The organism is Streptomyces sp. enrichment culture (assembly GCF_964273145.1).
Lineage (GTDB): Bacteria > Actinomycetota > Actinomycetes > Streptomycetales > Streptomycetaceae > Streptomyces.
Genome location: NZ_OZ186873.1, coordinates 3,237,285 through 3,260,468 on the forward strand (window position 1 = coordinate 3,237,285; position 23,184 = coordinate 3,260,468).

The 23,184-nt window shown below is 70.1% G+C and carries 19 protein-coding genes; 6 read left to right on the forward strand and 13 right to left on the reverse strand.

Going from position 1 to position 23,184, the window contains the following annotated elements; genetic code table 11:
* Positions 1 to 58 precede the first annotated feature (58 nt).
* The 5 genes from ACSU6Z_RS14600 to ACSU6Z_RS14620 all read right to left on the reverse strand — a co-directional run bounded on the left by ACSU6Z_RS14600 (position 59) and on the right by ACSU6Z_RS14620 (position 8,356).
* Positions 59 to 955, reverse strand: a complete 897-nt coding sequence (locus tag ACSU6Z_RS14600) for an anti-sigma factor family protein (RefSeq protein WP_437050316.1) — start codon at positions 953 to 955, stop codon at positions 59 to 61.
* 17 nt (positions 956 to 972) lie between these two features.
* Positions 973 to 1,680 carry an RNA polymerase sigma factor SigM gene (sigM, locus tag ACSU6Z_RS14605; protein WP_437045906.1) on the reverse strand — a complete coding sequence of 236 codons (708 nt, stop codon included), beginning with the start codon at positions 1,678 to 1,680 and terminating at the stop codon, positions 973 to 975.
* A gap of 43 nt (positions 1,681 to 1,723) precedes the next feature.
* Positions 1,724 to 3,403, reverse strand: coding sequence for a protein kinase family protein (locus ACSU6Z_RS14610; protein WP_437045908.1), 1,680 nt, complete (start codon positions 3,401 to 3,403; stop codon positions 1,724 to 1,726).
* 140 nt (positions 3,404 to 3,543) lie between these two features.
* The gene (gene murJ, locus ACSU6Z_RS14615; RefSeq protein ID WP_437045910.1) at positions 3,544 to 5,916 is read right to left on the reverse strand and encodes a murein biosynthesis integral membrane protein MurJ; all 2,373 of its coding nucleotides are present in this window, start codon (positions 5,914 to 5,916) and stop codon (positions 3,544 to 3,546) included.
* A gap of 49 nt (positions 5,917 to 5,965) precedes the next feature.
* Positions 5,966 to 8,356 carry a DUF6049 family protein gene (locus tag ACSU6Z_RS14620; RefSeq protein ID WP_437045912.1) on the reverse strand — a complete coding sequence of 797 codons (2,391 nt, stop codon included), beginning with the start codon at positions 8,354 to 8,356 and terminating at the stop codon, positions 5,966 to 5,968.
* Between the two features lie 307 nt (positions 8,357 to 8,663).
* On the opposite strand from ACSU6Z_RS14620, the gene ACSU6Z_RS14625 reads away from it, so the two are divergent.
* Positions 8,664 to 10,109, forward strand: a complete 1,446-nt coding sequence (locus ACSU6Z_RS14625) for a CCA tRNA nucleotidyltransferase (RefSeq protein ID WP_437045914.1) — start codon at positions 8,664 to 8,666, stop codon at positions 10,107 to 10,109.
* 108 nt (positions 10,110 to 10,217) lie between these two features.
* Here the strand turns inward: ACSU6Z_RS14625 and ACSU6Z_RS14630 are convergent, their stop codons facing one another.
* From ACSU6Z_RS14630 to ACSU6Z_RS14650, 5 genes are all read right to left on the reverse strand, one after another.
* Entirely contained in the window at positions 10,218 to 10,367 is a 150-nt protein-coding gene (locus tag ACSU6Z_RS14630; RefSeq protein ID WP_437045916.1) for a hypothetical protein, read from the reverse strand.
* Positions 10,361 to 10,534, reverse strand: a complete 174-nt coding sequence (locus ACSU6Z_RS14635) for a hypothetical protein (protein WP_437045918.1) — start codon at positions 10,532 to 10,534, stop codon at positions 10,361 to 10,363. Before ACSU6Z_RS14635 ends, ACSU6Z_RS14630 begins: the two co-directional genes overlap by 7 nt.
* 308 nt (positions 10,535 to 10,842) lie before the next feature.
* Complete coding sequence (locus ACSU6Z_RS14640) at positions 10,843 to 12,105, reverse strand: MFS transporter (protein ID WP_437045919.1); 1,263 nt, start codon at positions 12,103 to 12,105, stop codon at positions 10,843 to 10,845.
* Between the two features lie 77 nt (positions 12,106 to 12,182).
* Complete coding sequence (locus tag ACSU6Z_RS14645; RefSeq protein WP_437018026.1) at positions 12,183 to 13,265, reverse strand: inositol-3-phosphate synthase; 1,083 nt, start codon at positions 13,263 to 13,265, stop codon at positions 12,183 to 12,185.
* A gap of 44 nt (positions 13,266 to 13,309) precedes the next feature.
* Positions 13,310 to 13,987, reverse strand: coding sequence for a helix-turn-helix transcriptional regulator (locus ACSU6Z_RS14650; RefSeq protein WP_437045922.1), 678 nt, complete (start codon positions 13,985 to 13,987; stop codon positions 13,310 to 13,312).
* Between the two features lie 385 nt (positions 13,988 to 14,372).
* On the opposite strand from ACSU6Z_RS14650, the gene ACSU6Z_RS14655 reads away from it, so the two are divergent.
* Both ACSU6Z_RS14655 and ACSU6Z_RS14660 read left to right on the forward strand, forming a co-directional pair.
* Positions 14,373 to 17,018 (forward strand): transglycosylase domain-containing protein, encoded by a 2,646-nt coding sequence (locus tag ACSU6Z_RS14655; RefSeq protein WP_437045924.1) that lies wholly within the window; start codon positions 14,373 to 14,375, stop codon positions 17,016 to 17,018.
* A gap of 131 nt (positions 17,019 to 17,149) precedes the next feature.
* Positions 17,150 to 18,682, forward strand: coding sequence for a glycosyltransferase family 87 protein (locus tag ACSU6Z_RS14660; protein WP_437045926.1), 1,533 nt, complete (start codon positions 17,150 to 17,152; stop codon positions 18,680 to 18,682).
* Positions 18,683 to 18,773: 91 nt separating this feature from the next.
* Here the strand turns inward: ACSU6Z_RS14660 and ACSU6Z_RS14665 are convergent, their stop codons facing one another.
* The 3 genes from ACSU6Z_RS14665 to ACSU6Z_RS14675 form a co-directional block, all read right to left on the reverse strand.
* Complete coding sequence (locus ACSU6Z_RS14665) at positions 18,774 to 19,805, reverse strand: alanine racemase (protein ID WP_437045928.1); 1,032 nt, start codon at positions 19,803 to 19,805, stop codon at positions 18,774 to 18,776.
* A 104-nt stretch (positions 19,806 to 19,909) separates the two neighbouring features.
* Positions 19,910 to 21,031 carry a peptidoglycan bridge formation glycyltransferase FemX gene (gene femX, locus ACSU6Z_RS14670; RefSeq protein ID WP_437045930.1) on the reverse strand — a complete coding sequence of 374 codons (1,122 nt, stop codon included), beginning with the start codon at positions 21,029 to 21,031 and terminating at the stop codon, positions 19,910 to 19,912.
* Between the two features lie 263 nt (positions 21,032 to 21,294).
* Positions 21,295 to 21,612, reverse strand: coding sequence for a hypothetical protein (locus ACSU6Z_RS14675; protein ID WP_437045931.1), 318 nt, complete (start codon positions 21,610 to 21,612; stop codon positions 21,295 to 21,297).
* A 316-nt stretch (positions 21,613 to 21,928) separates the two neighbouring features.
* Here ACSU6Z_RS14675 and rpsF point away from each other — a divergent pair, with 316 nt between their 5' ends.
* The 3 genes from rpsF to rpsR all read left to right on the forward strand — a co-directional run bounded on the left by rpsF (position 21,929) and on the right by rpsR (position 23,182).
* Positions 21,929 to 22,219 (forward strand): 30S ribosomal protein S6, encoded by a 291-nt coding sequence (gene rpsF, locus ACSU6Z_RS14680; protein ID WP_014673750.1) that lies wholly within the window; start codon positions 21,929 to 21,931, stop codon positions 22,217 to 22,219.
* Positions 22,220 to 22,294: 75 nt separating this feature from the next.
* Positions 22,295 to 22,864 (forward strand): single-stranded DNA-binding protein, encoded by a 570-nt coding sequence (locus ACSU6Z_RS14685; RefSeq protein ID WP_437045933.1) that lies wholly within the window; start codon positions 22,295 to 22,297, stop codon positions 22,862 to 22,864.
* Between the two features lie 81 nt (positions 22,865 to 22,945).
* A complete protein-coding gene (rpsR, locus tag ACSU6Z_RS14690; protein ID WP_003949403.1) occupies positions 22,946 to 23,182 on the forward strand; it encodes a 30S ribosomal protein S18 in 237 nt (78 codons plus the stop codon).
* Positions 23,183 to 23,184: the final 2 nt, after the last annotated feature.

Consider the following 23,184-nt stretch of genomic DNA (forward strand, 5'->3'; position numbering starts at 1 on the left):
GGCACGCGGGAAGCCGCACCGAGCCGATGGTCGGCACGGCGAAGACCGAGCGTGAGTCTCAGGGGGTGTACGAGCGCTTCAGGAGAACCTTGGCCGCGTCGGCCGAGGGGTCGTCCACACATGCTGTCTCGACGATGTAGACGGTGACCCTGCGGTCGTCGGAGGACTCGGACAACACGAGGAGCAGCGCCTCCCTGCCTTGGTAGACGCCTTCCTCCGTGGCGAGCGGCGGATCCTCACGGCCGATGCCCTGCTGGACGCACGTGGGGAGCGCAGACTGGGTGAAGACGCGGCTCCCGCTCTCCGGCTCGGTCTGGGCACCGAGGCTGCGCGGCGCGCGGGACTCGCTCCGCGCTCCCTGCTTCTCGGCCAGGAGAGCGGAAACCTGCCCTTGCAGCTTCCCTTCGGAAAAGGTGTCCGCAGGGGAGGACCGAGGACCGCGTGCCTCTCCCGGCGGCGTACCGTCGTCGAGGGACGACACGATCACGGTGCCGAGTCCCAGAGCTGCCGCCGCGAACGCGGCACCGAGGACGGCGAGCCTGCGCCGTCCGCCCCGCCTGCCGTCCTTGCGGCCCGGTCCCGTGGTGGAGTGGCGGGTGCTCCCGGCAGGACGGTCGGCCGGTGCCGGTGTTTCACGTGAAACAGGTGCGCGGTCGTTCCTCTGCGGCTCGGAAGGTGCCGCCCCGGCTGCCGAGGCCTCACCGGGTTCGGGCGCCGTGGCACTGAGCAGTGCTTCCGCTGCAAGGGCGGCGTCGATACGACCGGCCACGTCGGCGGGCATGCGCGGGGGACCCGGCACTGCGCCGAGCAGCCCTCGGATCTCCTCCAGCGAGGCGTAGACATCCGCGCAGAGCTCGCACGTGTCCAGGTGCCGCCGTACATCGGTGGTGCGCGCAGGTGGCAGCAGGCCCTCGACGAGGTCGGAGATCTCCGTGACGTCCGGGTGCCCGCTCATGTCCGTCGGCGACGACGTCACGCTCGTCCACCTCCGCCCTTCACTGTGGCTGAATCGCTTGGTCCCGCGTCCGGCGGCCCCGCTGCCGGTGGGACGGGTGTCCCCGTCGTCCGGTTCCGTTCCGTGTCCGCCGGCTTTCCGCCGCCGGTGATGCCTTCGGGTCGCAGATCGGTGAGCAACGGCAGGAGTCTCGCTCTCCCCCGGGCGCATCGGCTCTTCACGGTGCCGACCGGCACGTCCAGGACCCGGGCGGCCTCGGCCACCGGGTAGCCCTGCATGTCCACCAGGACGAGCGCCGCGCGCTGCTCGGGCGGCAGGGTGGCCAGGGCCGCCAGCAGCCGGCGGTGCAGATCGTTGCGTTCGGCGGGCGCCGAGGCCGACTCGTGCGGTTCCAGCAGCTGCTCCAGGCGCTCGGCGTCCTCGACCGGGGCCGTCCTGCGGGAGGCCGCTTTGCGGGCACGGTCGAGGCAGGCGTTCACCGTGATGCGGTGAAGCCACGTGGTGACGGCCGACTGGCCCCGGAAGGTGTGGGCTGCCCGGTAGGCGGAGACGAGGGCGTCCTGGACGGCGTCGGCGGCCTCCTCACGGTCTCCCAGCGTCCGGAGGGCAACCGCCCACAGCCGGTCGCGATGCCGGCGGACGAGCTCGCCGAAAGCGTCGGGGTCGCCCGCGACGTGCCGGGCCAGGAGAACTTCATCGGGTGCGTCCGCTGACTCGTCACGCACGTGCCCTGCCCCCTCCGCAGCTGAAACGGCCGGTCTCGCCTCGTCAGCTCGTCACCTTGATGTCGACCACACGGCCGCGGAACTTGCCGTCGCTCGTCGGCGGCAGCTCGGTCAGCCATACGAGCAGGTACCGGGACTCGACCTTCTTTCCCGGCTTGAGCTCCACCGTGGTGCCGGAACCGTCCGCGACCTTCGTGTAACCGTCGAGGGTCGACGGTTCCGTCTCCCCGCTCCCGGCGCGGAGCTCGACCGAGGTGTTCCCCACGAAGGAGACGGTGACCTTCCCGACCTGCTGCGTCTTTCCGAGGTCGAGGACGACACCGACACCGGGCTTCAGGTTGCCGAACTTGGCACCCAGGTAGTAGCTCGTCTGCCAGTAGGTGCCGGGCGTGCTGTCGTGGACCTTGTCTATGTCGGACGGATTTTCGGAACCGTCGGTGGCGAACGGGTCGAAGTCGTGTGCGCTCTGGATGGTGAGGGGGCGCGAAGGCTGGGGCGCGGCGGTGTTCTTGTCGTCGTCCGTCGTCTGTGTCTGGTCGGCCTTGCCGCCCCGTTCCATCAGGGCGTCCGCGAGCTGCCAGCTCCCCAGCCCGAGGGCGGCGATGAGAAGTGCGGAGACGGCCCACTTGAGGGTCTTGCCGGTGCGGCCCTGCAGCGGGGGCGGAGGGATGGGCACCGGCTGGGTGGCACCGGGATGCGGAGCCGACCGGCCGTACGATCCCTGCTGGTACGTGGTGTGCTGGTACTCGGGCGGTGCGGTGAAAGCGGGTTCCGGCGGACGGATGCGCGGCATCTCGCCGATCGCCTTGACCAGCTCCTCCGGAGTGGTGCAGGGGGACTCGTGGCGGGAGGCGGTGGCGCCGTCGTTGGCCAGTGCCCGCATGGCGAGCTCGGACAGGCCGCGGTGGACACCGGCACGCACCTGGTCGGGCGGGATCAGACCGAGGTCCTTGGGCAGGCCGGACAGGCCGTAGGCGTCGTTCTCGTACGGCCACCGCTGGGTGAGCGCCGCGTACAGCAGGGCGCCGACGGCCTCGGTGTCGGCGCGCTGCGGGGTGTCGGAGACGATGCCGCGCAGTGCGGCGTTCACCGCGAGGCCGCGGATGCGCCACTGGCCGGTCGATGTGCGCAGGACCGCGTTGGGGTTGAGGCGGAGGTGGGCCAGGCCTTCGCGGTGGGCGGCGGCCATGGCGCCGGCGACCTGGCTGACCATCTGGTAGGCGTCGTACGGCTCCAGCGGGCCGGCGGCGAGGAGCGCGGTCAGTTCGGTGGCGTCGGGGAGCCACTCGTGGACGACGTAGACGAGGTCGTTCTCCTCCACGGCGTCCAGCACCTGGACGAAGCGGGGATCCCCGAGCAGCGCGGAGGAGCGGGCGGCGGCCAGCACGGAGCGGGCCCGCGCGTGGTTCGCGGGGAGGACGTGGACGCCGACGGCGCGGCGGAGCTTCTCGTCCACGGCCCGCCAACTGCTGAACCCGTCCAGACGGGTGACGCATTCCTCGAGGCGGTAGCGCCTGGCGAGCTTGTGACCGCTGTGCAGTTCGGGAGCCGGGGCCTTGTCGGAACCCCCGGTCCGGGCGCTTCCCTGTGCCTCGTCGCTTTCCGTGTCCCGCTCCCGGTTCTGGGCCACCCCGTCGGCCGTGGACTGGTCCGCCTGTGCGGTCAGCGACTGCTCGCCGCTGGTGTCTGCCACGTCGACGGCAGCCGTGCTCCGTTCCGCCACCGTCGCTCCTGCCTCCCCATTCGTTGCGCGCCTGCCGGCACTCGTAGCGCGCCGTCCGACGCCGAGACCAATTGTGCCCACAGTCCACCGCTATGCACGACACACGGGGGCGGGCGATGGTTGTGCGCCTGCCCGCCGTCTCAGCGTCCCAGCCGTCCGCGCACCGTGCCCACGAGCGAGTTCAGTTCCTCGATCCGCATGCGGCGGGCGGCGACGTAGAAGACACCCAACAGGACGATCCCCCCGGCCGCCAGTGCGGCGGAGGAGCCGATGACGCCCTGGCCGAGTGTGCGGCTGATGCCGTAGCAGGCCGCTCCGCTGAGGAGCGCGGCCGGCACCGACGCGATGCCCAGCCGGGCGTACGTGCGCAGCACCCGCGAGCCGTCCAGATCCCCGCCGAGCCGCTTGCGTAGCCGGCGCCAGGCGACACCGACGCCGATCGCGTAGGCCAGGCCGTAGGAGGCCGCCATGCCGACCACGGCCCAGCGCGGCGGGAGCAGGAAGTAACACAGTGCCGAGGCGCCGGCGTTGACCACGGCCACGATGACCGTGTTGTAGAAGGGCGTCCGGGTGTCCTCGTAGGCGTAGAAGGCGCGCAGGACGACGTACTGCACGGAGTACGGGATCAGGCCGAGGCCGAACGCCATCAGCATGTAGCCCATGTTGGTGGCCTCGCTCGTGCCCGAGGAGCCGAACATGAGCGTGCACATCGGGACGCCGAGGGAGACGAACCCGAAAGCGACGGGCACGATGGCGACCGCCGTGGTGCGCAGGCCCTGGGAGATGTCGTCGCGTACCGCTCCGCCGTCGTTCTCGGCCGCCGAGCGGGAGAGGCGGGGCAGCAGGGCCGCCATCAGGGAGACGGTGATGATGGCCTGGGGCAGACCCCAGATCAGCTGGGCGTTGGCGTAGGCGGCGAAACCCGTGCCGTCGACGGGTGACGTCTCGCCCGCCGCGGTGGACAGCTGGATGACGATCATGGCCCCCGCCTGGTTGGCGAGGACGAACAGCACCGTCCACTTGGCGAGCGTCACGGCCCTGCCGAGGCCGTGTCCCTTCCAGTCGAAGCGCAGCCGCAACCGGAAGCCGGTCTCGCGCAGGTACGGGATCATCGCCAGCGCCTGCACGACGAGACCCAGCAGCACGCCGATGCCGAGCAGCCGCTCGCCCTCGGGCGGGATGTTCGTGACCTTCATCCCGGAGTTCGCCGCGGTGCCGTAGACCCAGATGAACATGCCCAGCGTCACGATGATGACGATGTTGTTCAGGACGGGCGTCCACATCATCGCGCCGAACCGGCCGCGGGCGTTGAGGATCTGGCCCATCACCACGTGCAGGCCCATGAAGAAGATCGAGGGCAGGAAGTAGCGGACGAAGGTGACGCCGACCTCGTTGGCGGCCGGGTTGCCGGCGACGGAGTTGGACAGCAGGCGGATCAGGAGCGGTGCCGCGAGGACCGCGACCACCGTGAGCGCGCCGAGCGCCACCATGACCAGGGTCAGCAGACGGTTGGCGTAGGCCTCGCCGCCGTCCTCGTCCTCCTTCATGGCGCGCACGAGCTGCGGTACGAAGACGGAGTTGAGTCCGCCGCCGACGGTCAGGATGTAGATCATCGTCGGCAGCTGGTAGGCGACCTGGAAGGTGTCGCCGAGCAGGCCGACGCCCAACGCCGAGACGATCATCGCGGAGCGGACGAACCCGGTGAGCCGGGAGACCATCGTGCCCGCCGCCATTATGGCGCTGGACTTCAGCAGGCCCGAGGCACGGCCGCTCTTCTTCGGAGCGGCGGCCGGTACGGGAGCGGGTGCCGGTTCCTGGGCGGCTTCCCCGGTCGCCGGGGGCGGGACGGTGGCGTACGGGCCGGGGCCTGCCGCCGCGTACGGCCCGGGCGCCTGGCCGTCGTCGTACCGGCCCTGGGACTGGGCCGCGCCGTACTGCCCCTGCTCCTGCGCCGCCGCGTACGGGCCATGGGCCGGAGCGCCGCCGTACGGACCGGGCGCCTGCGAGGGCCCCGGCACGGACGGCGATTCGTACGACGGGTGGCCACCGCCCTGCTGCTGGTCCCTGAACAGGTGCGCGAAGGCGTCCGGCTCGTGGCGCTGCTCGCCGGCGCGGGAGACCAGGTCGTCCACGCCCACGTACTGGGTCGTGCGCGGATCGTCGCCGTACGGCAGGTACTGGGTGGGGCCCTCCGGCTCCGGCGCCGGGGGCTGGGCCCACACGTGCGGGTCGGGCGCGTACGGCGACTGGGGCGGCCGGCCGTACAGCGGCTGCTGCGGAGGGTGACTGCCGGGGGGCGGCGGGGGGTGCGCGGCACGGTCGTAGAGCGCCTCGGCGACCGGGTCCTGCGCCGAGAGGTCCTGGGCCCGGTAGGGGTCCTGGTCGTAGGCGTCCTGGAGATACATGTCCGCGGAGTGCTCCGGCGGTGCCTGGCCCTGCTCGGGCGGCGGGCCCTCGGGGCGGCCCGAGCTGCCCACGGCCTGGCCGCGGTCACCGTCGTACGGCGCGTTCATGGTTACCCCACCTCATCGTCCGGTCCCGGGCCCACCGGCCACGACATCCTCAACGGTCCACTCTCTCACCCGCGCCGGACGGGCCGGTGCTTTCCGCTGCGGTGTCCGGCGCAGGGTCACCCGGCTGCTCGTGAGCCCTTGCCGGGGAGTCCGCCCCGGATTCCCCGGAACGGTCCTCGGGGTCCTTCGGGTCCCCAGGGCTCCCCGGGCCGTCCGCGGCACCGTCCGTGGCGCCGGGGCCGTCCCCCTCGTCCCTGCGGGCGGCCGCCCGCTTGCGCTGGGTGTACATCCGGAAACCGGCGAGGACGAGCAGCAGGGCGCCACCGCCGATGACCAGCATCACGGTGGCCGTGATCTCGGTGACCTTCACGTCGAAGGTGACGGGGGCGCCGTACGGCTGCCCGTCCTCCGTGAACAGCTGGGCGATCACCGTCGCCCGGCCGTTCGCGTTGGCCGACGTGGTGAACTTCACCGACTGGCTGTGGCCGCCGGAGACCGCGACGGGCTGTTCCTGGTAGACGGCGCCACCGATCTTGAGGCGGGTCGGGTTGGTCGAGGTGAGCCGCAGCACCAGGCGGTCGACACCCTGCACCAGGTTGTTCTGGACGGTCACGGGGATCGTGGCGCTGCGGCCGGAGAGCTTCGTCTCCGACTTGTCGATCAGCCTGACCTGCCCGGCCAGGCCGTCCAGGTACCGCTCCACGTCGGTGCGGAAGGAGGCCGCCTGCGAGGCCCGGCCACGCCAGGACGTGGACATCTCCCGGTTCATGGACAGCCCGAAGGGGGTCATCACCCGGGACTCGTCCGACAGGATCACCCGGAACTTGTCGAGCTTGCCCTGCGTGCGAGCCATCTGTTCGAACGCCGAGCGCGGCAGCTCCTGCTTGCGCAGCGAGGACGGGTAGGCGGAGGCGGGCGGCACCGTGGTGGTGGCGTCGGGATCCGGCTTGGCCGCGGCGGCGTCCGTCAGGTCCTGGGACTCGGACCAGGTGCCGTCCCGCAGGGCCGCCAGAGCCTCGGCCATCGCCCGGGCCTGGCTCCCGGTCGGCATGCGCTGCGGTGCCACGACGATGCTGCGCTGCTTGCCCGTCTGCAGACCGAGCGTCAGGCTCTGGGCAAGGAAATGCTGCACCGCGAGCGTGGACGACGAGGCGTTCGTCAGGTCACCGCGGAACGCCGTGGACAGCCGGGCGTCCGCGACGACCGCCGTCGTGCCGCCGCCGATGGGCCGGGCCGCGGAGGGCGTGTAGGACAGGCCGCCGATCTCCTCCAGGCTGTCGCTGCGGGCGATCACCTTGTCGGCGCCCGCGGAGGTGGCGACCTTGACGATCGACGGGTCGACCGCGCCCTCCACCGGCCAGGCGAAGTCCGTGACCGGCGTCACATGGAGGATCGTCTCCACCGTGTTGGTGACGACGTCCGTGGCGTCCTTCAGCCGGCTCAGCGAGCCGGTGATGTCCGTGCCGTTGTGGGCGAGGGAGGCCAGGTCGGGGTCGGCGAACGGCAGTGCGACGACCTCCTTGTCCGCCACCGCGTCCTGCAGCTCGGCGAGCCACTGCTTGGCGACCGCCTGGTGGCTGCCGGCGATGGTGGTGCCGTCCTCGCCGCGGACCTGGTAGCTGCGGGTCATGGCGTCCACGGAGGCCAGCAGGTCCGGGTCGATCACCCAGGTGACGTCGAGGTCCCTGCCGAGCGCCACCATCTGGTTCAGCCGCCCGCCGGGGGAGATCTCCTCGGCCAGGTCCTCGTTGCGGAAGAAGGGCGTCTGCTGCTCGGTCGAGTCCGTCTCCGCCGTCATGTGGGTGGTCGAGACGAGCGGCCACAGGTACGTCGTCTTCGCCTTGGTGCCGGCCTCGTCGGGCTGCCACGGCAGGAAGGTCCGCTGGACGCCGAGGACCCGTTCCCAGGACTGCGTGGACGTCCGTCCCGTCAGCGAGACGGCGAGCTCGTACGCGCCGTCCTTCCCCAGGTCGAGCTCGTCGACCGGAACCGAGATGTTGAAGTGCTCGGCCACCCCGGGGGTGAGCTCGGAGAACTTCTCGGCGTACTTGTCGCCGACCTCCGCTCCCAGGGAGCCGTCGAGGTCGTCGCTGTTCCGGGAGACGGTGTCGAGCGCGGAGCGCGTGTCGTGCCGGGGGCCCACGTGCAGGTCCACCTCGGCGTCGGTGACCGTCCGCTTGCCGTTGTTCGTCACCGTGCCCGACACGGTGACCGTGTCCCCGTCCGTGGGAATCGCGGGGCTGAGCGAGTCGATGGCGACGGCGACCTGTCCCCCGCCGGAGGCGGCCCGGGACGGTGGCACGGCGTGCGCGGAGGTGGCCGCGGGCAGCTGGACGAGGGCGGCCAGCAGGGGTGCCCCCGCGAGCAGGGCGAGGGTGCGCCGCGGACGGCGGCGGGCAGGTGAGGGACCGGTCCCCTGGAAGTCTGCCGCCTCGGCCACGCGCTCGCCCGTCCCTCGTCGTCGTCAGTGGTCGTCGGAATGTGCGTCCACGCATGGTAACGATGCCCGCTGAGGGGAAGTGCCGCGGAGGGCGTCACAAGATCGTCGGTGTCCCCGGGGCGTCCCGTATGCGCAGGTATGGCGCAGGCCGCTTTCCCCTGCCTCCCCCGTCCCGGCGGCGCACCTCGTGCGGGTGGGCGGGGCGGCCTGACCCACTCGTGCGCAGGTCCGGGGTGGGACCGGTGCCAGGCCGTCGGCGTCGTCGGCGGGAGTCCCTCACTGCTCGGGCCACGTACCCTCTTCTGTTGTGCCGAACGCCAACGAAGACAACCCCCGTGCCCTGAGCCAGGCGCAGCACCGAGCGGTGAGTGAACTGCTGCGGGTCGCGCCGGTCGCCGACGACCTCGCCCGCCGTTTCCGGGAGGCCGGGTTCTCCCTCGCCCTGGTCGGCGGGTCGGTCCGGGACGCGCTGCTCGGCCGGCTCGGCAACGACCTGGACTTCACGACCGACGCCCGCCCGCAGGACGTTCTGAAGATCGTGCGGCCGTGGGCGGACGCCGTCTGGGAGGTCGGGATCGCCTTCGGCACGGTCGGGGCACAGAAGAGCGGCTACCAGATCGAGGTGACCACCTACCGGTCGGAGGCGTACGACCGCACCTCGCGCAAGCCCGAGGTGTCGTACGGCGACTCCATCGAGGAGGACCTCGTCCGGCGGGACTTCACGGTCAACGCGATGGCCGTCGCGCTGCCGGAGAAGGAGTTCATCGACCCTCACGACGGACTCCAGGACCTTGCGGCCCGTGTGCTGCGGACGCCGGGCACCCCGGAGGAGTCCTTCTCCGACGATCCGCTGCGGATGATGCGGGCCGCGCGGTTCGCGGCGCAGCTGGACTTCGAAGTGGCTCCCGAGGTCGTGACGGCCATGACGGAGATGGCCGGACGCCTCGAGATCGTCTCGGCCGAGCGGATCCGTGACGAACTCAACAAGCTGATCCTCTCCGCGCACCCGCGCAAGGGCCTGACGCTCTTGGTCGACACCGGTCTCGCCGAGCACGTCCTGCCCGAGCTGCCGGCGCTGCGCCTGGAGAGCGATGAGCACCACCGGCACAAGGACGTCTACGAGCACACGCTGATCGTCTTGGAGCAGGCGATGGCGCTGGAGGACGACGGCCCCGACCTGACCCTTCGCCTGGCCGCCCTGCTGCACGACATCGGCAAGCCGCGCACCCGCCGCTTCGAGAAGGACGGCCGGGTCTCGTTCCACCACCACGAAGTGGTCGGGGCGAAGATGACCAAGAAGCGCATGACGGCGCTGAAGTACTCCAACGAACTGGTCAGGGACGTCTCGCGCCTGGTCGAGCTGCACCTGCGGTTCCACGGGTACGGCACGGGCGAGTGGACGGACTCGGCGGTACGCCGCTACGTCCGGGACGCGGGCCCGCTGCTCGGCCGTCTGCACAAGCTGACCCGCTCGGACTGCACGACCCGCAACAAGCGCAAGGCCGCCGCGCTGTCCCGTGCGTACGACGGGCTGGAGGAGCGCATCGAGAAGCTCCAGGAACAGGAAGAGCTGGACGCGATCCGCCCCGACCTCGACGGCAACCAGATCATGGAGATCCTCGGTGTCCGTCCCGGCCCGGCGGTCGGCCGTGCGTACAAGCACATGCTGGAGCTTCGCCTGGAGAACGGGCCGATGCGGCATGACGAGGCTGTGGCGGCTCTCAAGGAGTGGTGGGCCGCGCAGGACGGCTGAGAATCTGGCGTGGGGTGTGTTTCACGTGAAACACACCCCACGCGCACGAAGAGGAAGGGGCGGTGTTTCACGTGAAACACCGCCCCTTCTCCGTGACGCCCCCTGCCCTTACTTCTTGTGACCCTTCAGGCAGAGCGGGAAGTCCTTGCCGTCACCGCTTTCGGTGTGCGTGTACGCGAAGTCTTCGGTCTCGGCCTCGTACTTGTTGGAGGCCAGGGTCTCGGTGAAGTACGTGCCTTCGGCCTTCGCCGTCACCATGTACTCGGTATGTACTCGGTCTTGGCGTCGCACTCGACGGCCTCGAGGTCCGGGCCGCTGTCGTTGCTGCTGCCGCGGTGCATGCAGTCTCCGACCGCCGCGGTGTCGGCGTCGTCCCGGCTGGTGATGAGGCCGCCGATCACCGCGGTGAGCACGACCACTGCCACGACGATGTTCCTGACCAGCTTGAAGCCGGCCTTGCGGCGGGGCGGTTCCGGGAAAAGCGGGGGCGTAGGGAGCCGCCGCCTGCCGGGGGGATCCCGGCTGCTCCCGGGCGTAGGGGTTCCGGCTCGGGGCGGATCGCGGGGTCGCTGGCCCTGTGCGAACGGATTGCCCCGGGGCGGTGAAGTGGTCACTGGGGATCTCCCTCAGGCGTGATCACCGCCGTGAACATGTCGCGTAGGACGCGCGTAAGCCACCGGGCCGCACTGACGACTCCGTGACCCGGAGGAGCTCCGTGGCCTTGATGTGATGCCTACCGCCGTTCGAAACGGGCCATAGCGCCGGCAACCGCCGTGTAGACCACGGCGACCGTGAGCACCAGCGGTACCGAGCGGCCGTCCGGTGGCAGCATCAACGCGGCAACCCCGGCGGCACCGACGAAGGCGATGTTGAACAGCACGTCGTAGAGGGAGAAGATCCGGCCGCGGAAGGCGTCCTCGACCGAGGACTGCACGATCGTGTCCGTCGCGATCTTCGAACCCTGGGTCGTCAGCCCCAGTACGAAGGCCGCGACCAGCAGGGGCACGGTCGCGAACGGCAGGCCGAGGGCGGGCTCCAGCACCGCGGCGACCGTCGCGCACACGGCCATCCAGCGGCCGGGGCCGAGCCGCCCCGCCGCCCAGGGCGTGATCACGGCCGCCGCGAAGAAGCCGGCACCCGACACGCCCAGCGCCAGCCCCAGCAGAGCGAGCCCTTCCCCGGTGCCGGAGGTCAGCGCGTACCGGCACAGCATGAGCAGCATGACCAGCAGGGCGCCGTAGCAGAACCGCATCGATGTCATCGCGGCCAGTGCCCAGGCGGCCCCGCGGCGGGGCGGCGCGGCGAGGTGACGTATCCCCGCCGCCAGATCGCGGGCCGCGCCGGTGAGCGCCGCTCCCAGCCGGGGAGGCGCCGCTGTGCGCTCGGGACCCAGCAACTCCACGGCGATGCGCAGCGAGACGAGCGCGCCGCACAGGTACAGCAGGGCACCCAGCAGGACGACGGCGGCGTCGGAGTCCGCGACCACCAAGCGCACCACGAAGGCGAGGCCGCCTCCCGCGGTCGCGGCCAGCGTCCCGGCCGTCGGGGAGAGGGAGTTGGCGATCACCAGCCGCTCGGCGTCGACCACGCGGGGCAGGGCGGCGGACAGGCCGGCGAGGACGAAGCGGTTGACGGCGGTGACGCACAGGGCGGAGACGTAGAAGAGCCAGTCCGGGACCGGGGCGGTCATCAGGACGGCGGTCACCGCGGCCAGCAGGGCGCGCAGCAGATTGCCGTGGAGGAAGACCTGGCGGCGGCGCCAGCGGTCGAGCAGGACCCCGGCGAACGGGCCCACCAGGGAGTACGGGAGCAGCAGCACCGCCATCGCGGAGGCGATCGCGCCCGGTGAGGCCTGCTTCTCCGGCGAGAAGACCACGTAGGTGGCGAGCCCGATCTGGTAGACGCCGTCGGCGCCCTGGGAGAGCAGGCGTACGGCGAGCAGGCGCCGGAAGTCCCGGAACCGGAGCAGGACCCGCAGATCGCGTACGACAGCCATGAGGCACAGCCTCACATACCGGGGGTCCCCGGGTCGTGTGACCCGGGGACCCTCAACAGCCATGAACCACGCCGGGGTTAGCGCTCGACCTCGCCGCGGATGAACTTCTCGACGTTCGCGCGGGCCTCGTCGTCGAAGTACTGGACCGGCGGGGACTTCATGAAGTAGCTCGACGCGGAGAGCACGGGGCCGCCGATGCCGCGGTCCTTGGCGATCTTCGCGGCGCGCAGGGCGTCGATGATGACACCGGCCGAGTTCGGGGAGTCCCAGACCTCGAGCTTGTACTCCAGGTTCAGCGGGACGTCACCGAAGGCGCGGCCCTCGAGGCGGACGTAGGCCCACTTGCGGTCGTCGAGCCAGGCGACGTAGTCGGACGGGCCGATGTGGACGTTCTTCTCGCCCATGTCCCGGTCGGGGATCTGGGAGGTGACGGCCTGCGTCTTGGAGATCTTCTTCGACTCGAGGCGGTCGCGCTCGAGCATGTTCTTGAAGTCCATGTTGCCGCCGACGTTCAGCTGCATCGTGCGGTCCAGGACGACGCCCCGGTCCTCGAACAGCTTCGCCATGACGCGGTGTGTGATGGTGGCGCCGACCTGCGACTTGATGTCGTCACCGACGATCGGCACGCCCGCCTCGGTGAACTTGTCCGCCCACTCCTTGGTGCCGGCGATGAAGACCGGGAGGGCGTTGACGAAGGCGACACGCGCGTCGATGGCGCACTGGGCGTAGAACTTCGCCGCGTCCTCGGAACCGACCGGCAGGTAGCAGACGAGGACGTCGACCTGCCGGTCCTTGAGGACCTGGACGACGTCGACCGGCTCCTCGGCGGACTCCTCGATGGTCTCGCGGTAGTACTTGCCGAGGCCGTCGAGGGTGTGGCCGCGCTGCACCGTCACGCCGGTGCGGGGGACGTCGCAGATCTTGATGGTGTTGTTCTCCGAGGCGCCGATGGCGTCCGCGAGGTCGAGGCCGACCTTCTTGGCGTCCACGTCGAAGGCGGCGACGAACTCGATGTCGCGCACGTGGTAGTCGCCGAACTGGACGTGCATCAGGCCGGGCACCTTGGCCGCCGGGTCGGCGTCCTTGTAGTACTCGACGCCCTGCACCAGCGATGCGGCGCAGTTGCCCACGCCGACGATGGCTACGCGAACCGAACCCATTCCGGTTGCTCCCTGTGTGTACGAGTGAGGCCCGTGCGGGGCACTCACGTGGCGGTGTCGTCGGGCGTGTCCGGCCGGGGCTCGTCCCCGGACCGGGGCAGGCCGCCCGTCGCTCCAGATGTGGTGTCCTGCTGAGCGGTCCTCCCGGGGCCGGAACCTCTCAGGTCCCGTCCGGCCCGCTCGCTCTCGATGAGCTCGTTCAGCCAGCGCACTTCGCGCTCCACGGACTCCATCCCATGGCGCTGGAGCTCAAGCGTGTAGTCGTCGAGGCGCTCCCGGGTACGGGCCAGGGACGCGCGCATCTTCTCCAGGCGCTCCTCCAGCCGGCTGCGCCGGCCCTCGAGCACGCGCATGCGCACGTCGCGCGACGTCTGGCCGAAGAACGCGAAACGGGCGGCGAAGGTCTCGTCCTCGTACGCGTCGGGTCCCGTCTGCGCGAGCAGCTGCTCGAAGTGCTCCTTGCCCTCCGCCGTCAGCCGGTAGACGATCTTGGCGCGGCGCCCGGTGAGCGGGGCCGCGGCCTCGGCGGCGGCACCCGGCTCCTCGATCAACCAGCCGTTCGCGACCAGCGTCTTGAGGCAGGGATACAGCGTCCCGTAGCTGAACGCCCGGAATACACCCAGTGACGTATTGAGTCGTTTGCGCAGCTCATAGCCGTGCATCGGAGATTCACGGAGCAGGCCGAGAACGGCGAACTCGAGGATCCCGGAACGTCGGCTCATCGATCGCCTCCTCTCACCCGCGGACGTGCCGCGACGGTCCCACGGCGGCCTTTATGCCGCACTGATGTATCGACTCGATACATCACGACGATAGAACGGCCTTCCGGGTGGGACAAGAGGGAGGTGGGTGAACGGGATCACATCGCCGATTCATCGGATGCAAGTTGCCTGATTTGAGATGAACTTCGGGACTCGGGGGTTTCGGCGGTGCGTAGTCTGTGCGCCATGCACACCTCCGGGAACCGAGTGACGCCCGGGGGCGTCCTCGTCCCCGGTGCAGTACGGGTGAATGCGGGGTCTCCTGCGTCCGTACGTCGGGGGGACCGGAAACCAGCCGCCGTTTCCAGGCGCGCCAGGGTGCGCCTGCCCGAGGAGTAGTCGTTCGATGAGCGAGCACCGTCGCAAACCGCCGCAGCCGCAGGGAGGCGGACGTGCCGCGGCCCGACGCGGCCAGTCCGGCTCGTCGTCCGGTCGCCGCGCGGCACCGCGGGGCGCCCCGGAGTCTACGTCCGGCTCCTACGGACCGGGTCCGCACGGTCAAGGAGGTGAGGAGCGCCCCTACGGCAGCCGCGCCGAGGCCCGCCGTGCGGCGCAGCGGAGCGGGGGCGGGCGGCGCAGGGCCGCGGAACCCGGCCGGGGCGGCCGGCGTGCGGCTCCGGGCGGTCCCCGGCGGGGCCGCGAGCGCGCGGTGGCGTCCGGCCGGAAGCGGTTCGTCGACTACCCGCGCTCCGGCATGGACGGGTGGCGCCGCTGGACGCCCTCCTGGAAACTCGTCTCCGGCTTCTGCCTGGCCTTCGTCGGCGGGCTGGTGGCCGTCGCGGGCATCGGGTACGCCATGGTGGGCATTCCCAACGAGAACGCCGCGGCCAAGTCGCAGAACAACGTCTACTACTGGGCCGACGGCACCCAGATGGTCGCCACGGGCAGCGGCCAGAACCGGCAGATCGTCTCGATCAGCCAGATCCCCAAGGCCATGCAGTGGGCGGTGATCTCGGCCGAGAACAAGAGCTTCTACGAGGACTCGGGCATCGATCCCATGGGTATCGGCCGGGCGCTGTTCAACATGGCGACCGGCGGCGAGACCCAGGGCGGCTCGACCATCACCCAGCAGTACGTCAAGAACACCTACCTGAGCCAGGACCAGACGCTCTCCCGGAAGTTCAAGGAGCTGTTCATCTCGGTCAAGGTGGGCACGAAGCTCGACAAGAGGAAGATCCTCCAGGGTTACTTGAACACCTCGTACTACGGCCGCGGCGCGTACGGCATCCAGGCCGCCGCCCGGACGTACTACGGCAAGGACGCGGAGGACCTGACGGACAGCGAGTGCGCCGTCCTCGCCGCGCTGCTCAAGGGCCCGACGTACTACGACCCCGCGGGCAACGAGAGCCTCGACCCCAGTGCGACCCCGGAGGCCAACCGCGAGCGCTCCGAGAAGCGCTGGCGCTGGATCCTCGGGGAGATGCACAAGGACGGGCACCTCACCGACGCCGCGTACCAGGAAGCGGTCAGCGAGTACCCCGAGCCGCAGGGGCGCAAGGCCATCGCGGGCATGACGGGCCAGATCAGCTACCTGGTCGACACGGCCAAGAGGTACGTCCTCAACCACTCGGACATCACCCAGGCCCGGTTCGACCAGGGCGGATACCAGATCTACACGACCTTCGAGAAGGACAAGGTCGACGCCCTGGCCAAGGCCGTCCGGGACATCGAGGAGGAGAACCTCGATCCGAACCGCGAAGAGGACAAGCACGTCCAGTTCGGTGCGGCGTCGGTGAAGCCCAACGACGGCGCGATCGTCGCCCTCTACGGCGGCGCCGGGTACGAGAAGGGCCACTTCAACAACAACGCGGACACCTCCGGCGTCCCCGTGGGATCCACCTGGAAGCCGTTCGTGCTCGCCGCGGCCATGGAGTACGGCACGTACAGGAGCAACGGGGAGGGCATCTCACCGCTCAGCAAGTACAACGGCGACGACCATCTGAAGGTCAGGAAGCCGGACGGCAGCTACTACCTGCGCAAGGACAACTCGATCTTCTACCAGGAGAACGAGAGCGACCACCCCTGGGGCTACATCACCCTGCACAAGGCGATGGAGCAGTCCGTGAACACGCCGTTCGTCCAGCTCGGAGTGGACGTGGGCATGGACAAGGTGCGTGACATCGCCCAGGCCTCCGGCATCCTGAAGGAGAGCTTCGCCGACCTCAACCCCTCCTTCGCGCTCGGTACGTCGACCCCCAGCGCGATCCGCATGGCCGACGCGTACGCGACGTTCGCGGCCTCCGGCAAGCAGGCGGACCCGTACTCGGTGACGTCCGTGAAGCACGACGGAACCGAGGTCCCCGGCTTCACCAAGCCGGAGGTCAAACAGGCCATGTCCGCCAACGTGGCGAACAACGTCACGAACACCCTGGAGAACGTCGTCCAGAACGGCACGGGCATGAAGGCGAAGGCCCTGGGGCGTGCCGCGGCCGGCAAGACCGGTACCACCGACGAGAACAAGTCCGCCTGGTTCGTCGGCTACACCCAGCAGCTCTCGACCTCGGTCGCGATGTTCCGCGAGGACCCCAAGAGCCACAGGCTGCTGTCCATGAACGGCACCGCGGGCGACGACTCCATCCACGGTGGTGACGTCCCGGCGGCGGTGTGGACCGAGTACATGAAGGAAGCGCTCCGGGGCGAGGAGGACCCCGGTTTCCCCGAGGCCACCCCCATCGGCAAGGTCATCGACGGTGTCGGCGTCCCCTCCCCGTCCCCCTCCGCCAGTCCGGAGCCCAGCCCGGCCGAGACGGAGAAGGCGAGCCCGACGCCCGAGGAGACCGAGACCAGCACTTCCCCCACGCCGAGCGACACCTGCGACGTCCTCGACTGGCAGTGCGAGGACGAGGACAGCGGGAGCAGCAAGCCCGGAGGCTCGGAAACCGATGTGCCGGAACCGGGCCAGACACCTCCGGCTGCCTCACCGACGCAATCGGAGAGCGGTCGCCCGGGCAACAGCGACCACGACAATCTCTTCGGCGGATCGAACGGGTAGCCGTAGGAGCGGCACGGCGTCCCGGCGTGGGAGTTTCACGTGGAACATCCGCATGTTCCACGTGAAACGAGGGCCGCCGCACCCGCACGGGTGCGGCGGCCCTCGCCGTATTCCCAGGCTTGTACGGCAGGATGAGCCCCATGCCCAGTGCAGAATCGACACCAGCGAGCGCGCACGAGCCGGACCCGGTACGGCTGACGGTGCGACCGACCCGGGAGGACGAGGTCGCCGCGGCCGGAAGCGAGCTGATCGGCGGACCTCTCGGCCGGCATGCCCTGGCGGGAACGCCCTGGTGGACGCCCGTGCGGGTGATCGCGCTGGTGGCGATCGGCATGTTCGCCCTCGGCATGGTCCAGAAGGCGCCCTGCTACAACGGCGCCTGGTTCTTCGGAGCCAGCTCGCAGTACACGCACGCCTGCTACTCCGACATCCCGCACCTCTACCAGGGGCGGGGTTTCGCCGACGGGCTCGTGCCGTACTTCGACAAGCTCTCCGGCGACATGGAGTACCTCGAGTACCCGGTGCTGACCGGCGTGTTCATGGAGGTGGCGTCCTGGCTCACCCCGGGCAGCGGCAACCTCCAGGACCGGGCGCAGTGGTATTGGATGGCCAACGCCGGAATGCTGATGGTGTGCGCGGCCGTCATCGCCGTCTGTGTGACCCGCACCCACGCCCGGCGTCCCTGGGACGGCCTGCTGATCGCCCTGGCCCCGGCCTTCGCGCTCACCGCGACCATCAACTGGGACCTGCTGGCGGTCGCCCTGACCGCCACCGCGATGCTGATGTGGGCGCGGAACCGGCCCCTCGCCGCCGGCATCCTGCTCGGTCTGGCCACGGCGGCCAAGCTCTACCCCTTCCTGCTGCTCGGTCCCCTGCTCGTGCTGTGCTGGCGCGCGGGCAGGTGGCGGGAGTTCGGGAAGGCCGTGGGAGGGGCGGCCGCCTCCTGGCTCGTGGTGAACGTCCCGGTGATGCTCTTCGCCTTCGAGGGCTGGTCGAAGTTCTACACGTTCAGCCAGGAACGAGGCGTCGACTTCGGGTCCTTCTGGCTGATCCTCGTCCAGAACTCGAAGGACCCGCTCGGCACCGACACCGTGAACACGCTCGCCCTGGTCCTGATGGTGCTGTGCTGCGCAGGCATCGCGGCGCTGGCGCTGACGGCGCCACGGCGTCCGCGCTTCGCCCAGCTGGCCTTCCTGGTCGTCGCCGCGTTCATCCTCACCAACAAGGTCTACTCGCCGCAGTACGTCCTGTGGCTGGTGCCGCTGGCGGTGCTGGCCCGGCCGAAGTGGCGGGACTTCCTCGTCTGGCAGGCGTGCGAGGTGGTGTACTTCCTGGGCATCTGGCTGTACCTCGCCTACACGACCAGCGGAGACGCCCACAAGGGACTGCCGACCGACGGTTACCACTGGGCCATCGGCCTGCACCTGCTGGGCACGCTGTACCTGTGCGTCATGGTGGTGCGCGACATCCTGCTGCCCGAGCGGGACCCGGTGCGCCGAAACGGCGACGACGACCCTTCGGGCGGCGTGCTCGACGGAGCGCCGGACGCCTTCGTGCTCAGTCCGCCGGCCCGTTCCGCACGGAGCGCCGCGGACACCGACGGTCCCCAGGAGCGTCCTCGGGCCGAATGGGGCGCCACCCGGCCCGGCGACGGTGCTCCCTGAGCCGACGACGAGGGGCGCGGACACCGGCGCCGTCATGCGGAAGGCCGTACCCGGAGGACCGGGTACGGCCTTCGTGCCGTCGTGCCCGCGCTCAGCGGTCGACGAGGCGGTCGAACTGCGTGGTGGTGTGCCTCAGGTGGGCCACCAGCTCGTCACCGACCTTGGGCTCCGGCGCGTCCGCGGGCACGAACAGGATCGAGACCTGCATGTGCGGCGGCTCGGCGAACCAGCGCTGCTTGCCGCCCCAGACGAACGGGGAGAGGTTCCGGTTGACGGTGGCGAGGCCGGCCCGGGCCACCCCCTTGGCCCGCGGCATGACGCCGTGCAGCGCCTTGGGGGCTTCCAGGCCCACCCCGTGCGACGTACCGCCCGCCACGACCACCAGGAAGCCGTCGGAGGCCGCCTTCTGCTGCCGGTAGCCGAAGCGCTCGCCCTTGGCCACGCGCGTGACGTCGAGAACGGAGCCGCGGTACTCGGTGGCCTCGTGGTCGCCCAGCCACAGCCGGGTGCCGATACGGGCCCGGAAACGGGTCTGCGGGAACTGCTGCTGGAGCCGGGCGAGGTCTTCGGCCTTGAGGTGGCTGACGAACATGGTGTGCAGCGGCAGCCGGGCCGCGCGCAGCCGGTCCATCCAGCCGATGACCTCCTCGACGGCGTCCGAGCCGTCGGTGCGGTCCAGCGGCAGGTGGATGGCGAAGCCCTCCAGCCGGACGTTCTCTATGGCGGCGTGCAACTGGGGCAGGTCCTGCTCGCTGATGCCGTGGCGCTTCATCGAGGACATCACCTCGATGACCACACGGGCGCCGACGAGGCCGTACACGCCGTCGACGGACGACACCGAGCGCACCACCCGGTCGGGCAGCGGAACCGGCTCCTCGCCGCGCCGGTAGGGGGTCAGCACGAGCAGGTCACCGCTGAACCAGTCCTTGATCCGGGCGGCCTCGTACGTCGTGCCGACGGCGAGCATGTCCGCGCCCAGGCGCGTGGCCTCCTCCGCGAGCCGCTCGTGCCCGAAGCCGTAGCCGTTGCCCTTGCAGACCGGGACGAGCCCCGGGAACTGCTCCTGCACATGTTTGTGGTGCGCCCGCCAGCGCGCGGTGTCGACGTAGAGCGTGAGCGCCATGGCCGGACCTGGAACCTTTCTCGTGGCTGCGGTGTGTCAGAGGTGTGGGGATTGCGGGAACCATTGAAGCGGCCGAAGGCACCGGGGAAGCGGCCGGCGGCCGTTCAGCGACGCGACATGTACATGTCGAGCGCCTTGTGGAGCAGCTTGTTCAGCGGGAAGTCCCACTCGCCGAGGTACTCGGCGGCCTGGCCACCCGTGCCCACCTTGAACTGGATCAGGCCGAAGAGGTGATCGGTCTCGTCCAGCGAGTCGGAGATGCCGCGCAGGTCGTAGACGGTCGCACCGAGCGCGTAGGCGTCGCGCAGCATCCGCCACTGCATCGCGTTCGAGGGCCTGACCTCGCGGCCGATGTTGTCGGAGGCGCCGTAGGAGTACCAGACGTGTCCCCCCACGATCAGCATCGTGGCCGCGGAAAGGTTCACGCCGTTGTGGCGGGCGAAGTACAACCGCATGCGGTTGGGGTCCTCGCTGTTGAGGGCCGTCCACATGCGCTGGAAGTACGACAGCGGGCGGGGCCGGAACTGGTCGCGCACGGCCGTGATCTCGTACAGCCGCTGCCACTCCTCCAGGTCGTGGTAACCGCCCTGGACGACCTCGACGCCGGCCTTCTCGGCCTTCTTGATGTTGCGGCGCCACAGCTGGTTGAAGTTCTTGTGGACCTCTTCCAGGGACCGGTTGGCCAGCGGAACCTGGAAGACGTACCGGGGCTGTACGTCGCCGAAGCCGGCGCCGCCGTCCTCGCCCTGCTGCCAGCCCATGCGGCGCAGCTTGTCGGCGACCTCGAAGGCGCGCGGCTCGATGAAGTCGGCCTCCATGTCACGCAGCCGCTTCACGTCCGGGTCCTGGATGCCGTTCTTGATGGTCGGGGCGTCCCAGCGCCGGATGATCACCGGGGGGCCCATCTTGACCGAGAAGGCACCCTGCCGCTTCAGGTGCGCCAGCATCGGCTCCAGCCAGTCCTGGAGGTTGGGCGCGAACCAGTTGATGACCGGACCCTCGGGCAGGTAGGCGAGGTAGCGCTTGATTTTGGGGAGCTGCCGGTAGAGGACCAGCCCGGCACCGACCAGCTCGCCCGTCCTGCCGTCGAACCAGCCGAGGTTCTCCGAGCGCCATTCCGCCTTCACGTCCGCCCAGGCCGGGACCTGCATGTGGCTCGCCGACGGCAGGCTCTGGATGTACGCCAGATGCTGCTCTCGACTGATGGTCCTCAGGGTCAGGCTCATTCGGGGCGCTCCTCGGGCTGGTGTGTCCCCATGTGGTCAGGGGCTCCGGCTCTCAGGGCCTGTCCGGTGGATCCCGCCGGAGACGCGGGTCTGGCTCCGCTGGCCGGGTCGCTTCCTTCCTCCGACCTGATCCGCCGGACAGGCCCTAGCGCCGAAGCCTACTGCGCCCCGGGGACGCCCCTGCCGGGCGTAGGGCACCTGAGCCCCGGCCTGTTGGCGGCCGGGGCGTTTCGCGGTGTTCCGAACGGGTGGTGTCCGTGGTGTCAGTCGACGAGCCCGCCGAAGAGCCCGCCGTGCGCCATGCCCAGGAAGAAGCCGATGCCCGCGGCCCCGAGTCCGATGACCAGCCCGAAGCGCTCGCGGGTCGTCTCGGAGATCCAGTGCCCGTACGCGCCGGTGAGGAGCCCGATCAGGCCGGTCCACGAGCTGAGCAGGTGCAGATGGTGGAACATCGCCGTGATGAAGGAGACGAGGCCCAGCACCAGGGTCGCCGCGAGGAGCGCGTCCTGGCGCGGGTGGGGCCTGCCGTCCGTGGCGAAGAGACCGCCGCCGGCGGTGTTGGATCGCAATGCCTGTGCCATGGGGCACCTCCTGCGAAAGGCGGCGCAACGTAGCGCCCTACACACCCGATGTGTACAGATTGACCGGCTCCGCGGCCGGATTTCAACCGGAAGCGGGTGTGCGGGTAGTCTGTACCGTCTGCACCGGTGTCTGCCCAGGCAGGCAGTCAGGCGGTCAGACCGGCGCCCGGTTCCGTCCGGGCGGCCTGGGAGGACCGCCGCTCGCCCCCGATTGTCAGTGGCGTCTGTTTGACTGACGGGCACTGTTGCACACGCATCGCAACCCTCCTGCCACGGAACGACCGTGGCCGTTGAGTCCAAAGGAGGTGGGTTCCACATGCGTCACTACGAGGTGATGGTCATCCTCGACCCCGATCTCGAGGAGCGCGCTGTCTCCCCGCTGATCGAGAACTTCCTTTCCGTCGTCCGTGACGGTGGCGGAAAGGTCGAGAAGGTCGACACCTGGGGCCGTCGTCGTCTCGCGTACGAGATCAAGAAGAAGCCCGAGGGCATCTACTCGGTCATCGACCTGCAGGCCGAGCCTGCGGTCGTCAAGGAGCTCGACCGCCAGATGAACCTGAACGAGTCGGTCCTCCGGACCAAGGTCCTCCGTCCCGAGACCCACTGAGCCTTCCGCTCAGCGGTCCCGGGATCCGAGTAGCAGCACAAGCAGCCAGCAGCAAACCCGCCGAGAGGTTCCCCCATGGCAGGCGAGACCGTCATCACGGTCGTCGGCAATCTTGTCGACGACCCCGAGCTGCGCTTCACCCCCTCCGGTGCGGCCGTCGCGAAGTTCCGTATCGCGTCCACTCCCCGCACCTTCGACCGTCAGACCAACGAGTGGAAGGACGGCGAGAGCCTGTTCCTGACCTGCTCGGTCTGGCGCCAGGCGGCGGAGAACGTCGCCGAGTCGCTCCAGCGAGGCATGCGCGTCATCGTGCAGGGCCGGCTGAAGCAGCGGTCCTACGAGGACCGTGAGGGCGTCAAGCGCACGGTCTACGAGCTGGACGTCGACGAGGTCGGCGCCAGCCTGCGCAACGCCACGGCCAAGGTCACCAAGACCACGGGCCGCGGTGGCCAGGGTGGTTACGGCGGCGGTGGCGGCCAGGGTGGCGGCGGCTGGGGCGGTGGCTCCGGCGGCGGTCAGCAGGGCGGCGGCGCTCCCGCCGACGACCCGTGGGCGACCGGCGCTCCCGCCGGTGGCAACCAGGGCGGCGGCGGAGGCTGGGGCGGTGGCTCCGGCGGCGGCTACTCGGACGAGCCCCCCTTCTAGGTCGCGGAGCCGGGCCTTCGGGTCCGGTCGGGCCGAGGCGGGGGCCGTACCCACACTTCTTGATCACACAGGAGAATCACCATGGCGAAGCCGCCTGTGCGCAAGCCGAAGAAGAAGGTCTGCGCTTTCTGCAAGGACAAGGTCACGTACGTGGACTACAAGGACACGAACATGCTGCGGAAGTTCATTTCCGACCGCGGCAAGATCCGTGCCCGCCGCGTGACCGGCAACTGCACCCAGCACCAGCGTGACGTCGCCACGGCCGTGAAGAACAGCCGTGAGATGGCGCTGCTGCCCTACACGTCCACCGCGCGATAAGG

Bases quoted from the DNA above. Each gene is read 5' to 3' on its own strand.
- ACSU6Z_RS14665 (WP_437045928.1), bottom strand. From the start codon at position 19,805: ATGGCGCTCACGCTCTACGTCGACACCGCGCGCTGGCGGGCGCACCAC.
- ACSU6Z_RS14675 (WP_437045931.1), bottom strand. From the start codon at position 21,612: ATGGCACAGGCATTGCGATCCAACACCGCCGGCGGCGGTCTCTTCGCC.
- murJ (WP_437045910.1), bottom strand. From the start codon at position 5,916: ATGAACGCGCCGTACGACGGTGACCGCGGCCAGGCCGTGGGCAGCTCG.
- ACSU6Z_RS14630 (WP_437045916.1), bottom strand. From the start codon at position 10,367: ATGGTGACGGCGAAGGCCGAAGGCACGTACTTCACCGAGACCCTGGCC.
- ACSU6Z_RS14650 (WP_437045922.1), bottom strand. From the start codon at position 13,987: ATGAGCCGACGTTCCGGGATCCTCGAGTTCGCCGTTCTCGGCCTGCTC.
- ACSU6Z_RS14655 (WP_437045924.1), top strand. From the start codon at position 14,373: ATGAGCGAGCACCGTCGCAAACCGCCGCAGCCGCAGGGAGGCGGACGT.
- femX (WP_437045930.1), bottom strand. From the start codon at position 21,031: ATGAGCCTGACCCTGAGGACCATCAGTCGAGAGCAGCATCTGGCGTAC.
- rpsR (WP_003949403.1), top strand. From the start codon at position 22,946: ATGGCGAAGCCGCCTGTGCGCAAGCCGAAGAAGAAGGTCTGCGCTTTC.
- ACSU6Z_RS14645 (WP_437018026.1), bottom strand. From the start codon at position 13,265: ATGGGTTCGGTTCGCGTAGCCATCGTCGGCGTGGGCAACTGCGCCGCA.
- ACSU6Z_RS14660 (WP_437045926.1), top strand. From the start codon at position 17,150: ATGAGCCCCATGCCCAGTGCAGAATCGACACCAGCGAGCGCGCACGAG.
- ACSU6Z_RS14685 (WP_437045933.1), top strand. From the start codon at position 22,295: ATGGCAGGCGAGACCGTCATCACGGTCGTCGGCAATCTTGTCGACGAC.
- ACSU6Z_RS14640 (WP_437045919.1), bottom strand. From the start codon at position 12,105: ATGGCTGTCGTACGCGATCTGCGGGTCCTGCTCCGGTTCCGGGACTTC.
- ACSU6Z_RS14600 (WP_437050316.1), bottom strand. From the start codon at position 955: ATGAGCGGGCACCCGGACGTCACGGAGATCTCCGACCTCGTCGAGGGC.
- rpsF (WP_014673750.1), top strand. From the start codon at position 21,929: ATGCGTCACTACGAGGTGATGGTCATCCTCGACCCCGATCTCGAGGAG.